4 protein-coding genes and 1 riboswitch are annotated in these 3,584 nt (G+C 68.2%); all 4 genes read left to right on the top strand.

The annotated features are described in order from the left end of the window. Nucleotides 1-59 precede the first annotated feature (59 nt). Complete coding sequence (ybeY, locus tag PVW46_RS19190) at nt 60-581, top strand: rRNA maturation RNase YbeY (protein ID WP_274577186.1); 522 nt, start codon at nt 60-62, stop codon at nt 579-581. A 14-nt stretch (nt 582-595) separates the two neighbouring features. Continuing rightward, nucleotides 596-1,558, top strand: coding sequence for a hemolysin family protein (locus PVW46_RS19195; protein WP_043144970.1), 963 nt, complete (start codon nt 596-598; stop codon nt 1,556-1,558). Next, on the top strand, nt 1,551-3,095 hold the full coding sequence (gene lnt, locus PVW46_RS19200) for an apolipoprotein N-acyltransferase (protein WP_069207905.1): 1,545 nt from the start codon (nt 1,551-1,553) through the stop codon (nt 3,093-3,095). Before PVW46_RS19195 ends, lnt begins: the two co-directional genes overlap by 8 nt. 40 nt (nt 3,096-3,135) lie before the next feature. After that, nucleotides 3,136-3,182, top strand: a riboswitch (SAM-SAH riboswitch). Between the two features lie 7 nt (nt 3,183-3,189). Next, nucleotides 3,190-3,584: S-adenosylmethionine synthetase N-terminal domain-containing protein (locus PVW46_RS19205; RefSeq protein ID WP_274577184.1), on the top strand; the 395-nt coding region annotated here is incomplete at its 3' end.

Raw genomic sequence — 3,584 nt, forward strand, 5'->3', positions numbered from 1 at the left:
TTCTTTGGTTTGAAAAATACCTCGGGGGTCCGGGGGCAGAGCCCCCGGCACTGGACCACATGCTGACCGATACGATTTTCGAGGACGACCGTTGGCAGGCCGCCGGGCTGGCGGCCCTGTCCGAACGCGGCGCGGTGGCGGCGCTGGCGCACCTGGGCCTGGAGCCCGCAGAGTACGAGATCGCCGTGCTGGGCTGCGATGATGCCCGCATCGCCACGCTGAACGGTGATTTCCGCGACAAGCCCACCGCCACCAACGTGCTGAGCTGGCCCTCCGAGGACCTTGCCGCCGAGGCACCGGGCGGGACGCCCTGGCCGCCCGAACCCGAGGACGACGAGCCCCACCACCTGGGCGACATCGCGCTGGCCTGGGAAACCTGCGGGCGGGAAGCCGCCGAGCAGGGTATCGCTTTCGAGCAACATGTCACACATCTGATTGTTCATGGCGTGTTACATCTATTGGGGTATGACCATATGCGTGACGCGGACGCCACGCTGATGGAACGGCTGGAGGCAGAGATACTTGGCAATCTCGGTCTGCCGAACCCATATGGTGAGGATGATGGCCCTGATGGGGCATGACTGGAACAGGAAAGATGGGCGATAGCGACGACTCGTCTAAGGCAGCGCAAAGCGCGCCACTGACGGGAAAAATGAACGGACACGGGCCGCGGCGCAGTTTCTGGCAGCGGTTGTTCGGCCGGGGCGGCGAGGGAAGCTCGCTGCGCGGCTCTGCGGCCGAGAGCGCGCCCCGGGCGCCGGACCGGCCGGTTCACGGCATGATAAACCTGCGCCGGATGCGGGTCGAGGACGTGGCCATTCCAAAGGCCGAGATCATCGCCGTGCCCAACACGATCACCAAAGAGGACCTGGTCACCGTGTTCCGCGAAAGCGGCATGACGCGGTTGCCGGTCTACGAGGGCACGCTGGACACGCCCGTGGGCATGGCCCATCTCAAGGATTTCGCGCTGCAGCAGGGGTTCAACGGCACCGGCGGGCGGTTCAACCTGAAACGGATGCTGCGGCCCCTGCTCTTCGTGCCGCCGTCGATGCCGATTGGCGTGCTTCTGACCAAGATGCAGACCGAACGCCGGCACATGGCGCTGGTGATCGACGAATACGGCGGGGTCGACGGGCTGGTGACGATCGAGGACCTGATCGAACAGGTCATCGGCGAGATCGAGGACGAGCACGACACCGACGAGGACCAGTACTGGACCCGCGAAAAGACCGGCTGTTACCTGGTGCAGGCCAAGACCCCGCTGAGCGATTTCGAGGGTGAGCTGGGCCTTGCGCTGACCGACCATGACGACATCGACGAGGAAGAGATCGACACGCTGGGCGGGCTGGTCTTCATGCTGGCGGGCCGCGTGCCCGCGCGGGGCGAAGTGGTGCCGCATCCGGCGGGGCTGGACTTCGAGGTGGTCGATGCGGACCCGCGCCGGATCAAGCGGCTGCGTGTGCGCCCGTCGAACGCGGCGCGTGCCGAAACCGCCGCCACGGCGCCTGCACCGGTGGCAGAGGCCCCGGCGGTCAAGGCCGACGCGGGCCATGCCTGACAGGCTTGCGGCCGGTGACGGCCGCAGGGTCGCGGGCCCCGTGCCGGGCTGGATGCGCCTGCCGCTGGCGGTGCTGGCGGGTGTCGTCATCGGCCTGGGCCAGCCGCCCTATGACCTGTGGTACCTGGGCTTTGCGGGCTATGTCGCGGCGGTCTGGCTGTTCCTGGTGACGCCGGGCGGCTTGCGGTCGGCGGGAACGGGCTGGGCCGTGGGGCTGGGCTATTTCGGCTTTTCGATGGGCTGGATCGTCGAGCCCTTTTTCGTCGACGCCGCGGTGACGGGCTGGATGGCGCCCTTTGCGCTGATCGGCCTTGCGGGCGGTCTGGCGCTGTTCTGGGGGCTGGCGTTCCGGCTGTCTTCGCAGGGGCGCTACCCGGTGATCGGGCTGGTCTTGGCGTGGAGCCTGGCGGAACTGGCGCGCGCCTATGTCTTTACCGGCTTTCCCTGGGCGCTGGTGCCCTATTTCTGGCTGCCGGTGCCGGTGATCCAGTGGGTTTCCGTGGTCGGGCCACATGGGCTGACGCTGTTGACGCTGGCGGCGGCGGCGCTGTGTGCGCTGGCGCTGCGCCCCGGCGGGGCGCGGGCGGGTCTGGCGGGCCTTGCCCTGCTGGCGGTGCTGTTCGGTGGTGGCTTGCTCCTGACCCCTGCCGCGCAGGACCTTGCAGCGCGTCCGGTGGTGCGGCTGGTCCAGCCCAATGCCCCCCAGCACGAGAAGTGGGACGCGCAAAAGATCCCCGTCTTCATGCAGCGCAAGCTGGAGTTCACCCGCGCTGCGCCCGCCGAGGGCGGGGCGGCGCCCGCGCTGATCGTCTGGCCGGAAACCAGCGTGCCCAACCTGCTGCACCGCGCGGGGCCGACGCTGGACCGGATCACCGAGGCGGCGGGGAATACGCCGGTCCTGCTGGGGGTCCAGCGTGCAGACCAGGCGGGCTATTACAACTCGCTGATCGTGCTGGCGCCCGGTGGCGGGGTGCAGGCGCTTTACGACAAGCATCACCTGGTGCCCTTCGGGGAATACATGCCGGCCGCCGCGCTCTTTGCGCGGTGGAACATCGCCGGGCTGGCGGCGCGGGCCGAGGGCGGATACACGCCCGGGCCGGGGCCGCAGGTGATCGACATGGGGCCGCTGGGCAGCGCGCTGCCGCTGATCTGCTACGAGGCGGTCTTTCCGCAGGATGTGAACGGCGCGCCCTTGCGGCCCGATATGCTGATCCAGATCACCAATGACGCCTGGTTCGGCACCTGGTCGGGGCCGTATCAACACCTCGCCCAGGCCCGAATCCGGGCCATCGAACAGGGACTGCCGATGCTGCGGGCGGCCAATACCGGCGTCTCGGCGGTGATCGACGGGGCCGGGCGGGTCCTGGCCACCATTCCGCTGGGCGAGGCGGGGTTCGCCGATGCGCCGCTGCCGCCGCCGATGCGTCACACGCCTTACAGCCGCACCGGGGATCTGCCCGCGGGATTGCTCATGTTCGTGGCAATTGCGGCGCTTTGGGCGGGGTCCCGCCGTCGCAGGACGCCAGAAAGCGATTGACCCCGCGCGCTGCGCCGCGTACCCGCATTTGGACAGCAAAAACCCGTCACAACGGCTTCCTGGCGTGACGGCGTCATCAATGGAGCACCCCATCATGTCCCGACAGAACTACACTTTCACCTCCGAGTCCGTCTCGGAGGGGCACCCGGACAAGGTCTGCGACCGGATTTCCGACGCGATCCTGGACGCATTCCTGGCCGAAGACCCGCTTGCGCGCGTCGCCTGCGAGACCTTCGCCACCACCAACCGCGTGGTCATCGGGGGCGAGGTGGGCCTGACCGACCAGGACAAGCTGGCCGAATACATGGCCAGCATTCCCGACATCGCCCGTGCCTGCATCAAGGACATCGGCTATGAGCAGGACAAGTTCCACCACGAGACCGTGGAGATCACCAACCTGCTGCACGAACAGTCCGCCCATATCGCGCAGGGCGTGACCGGCCAGCAGGGCGACGAGGGCGCCGGCGACCAGGGCATCATGTTCGGCTA

It is taken from the genome of Mameliella sp. AT18, assembly GCF_028807275.1.
In the GTDB taxonomy this organism is placed as follows: Bacteria; Pseudomonadota; Alphaproteobacteria; order Rhodobacterales; family Rhodobacteraceae; genus Antarctobacter; species Antarctobacter albus.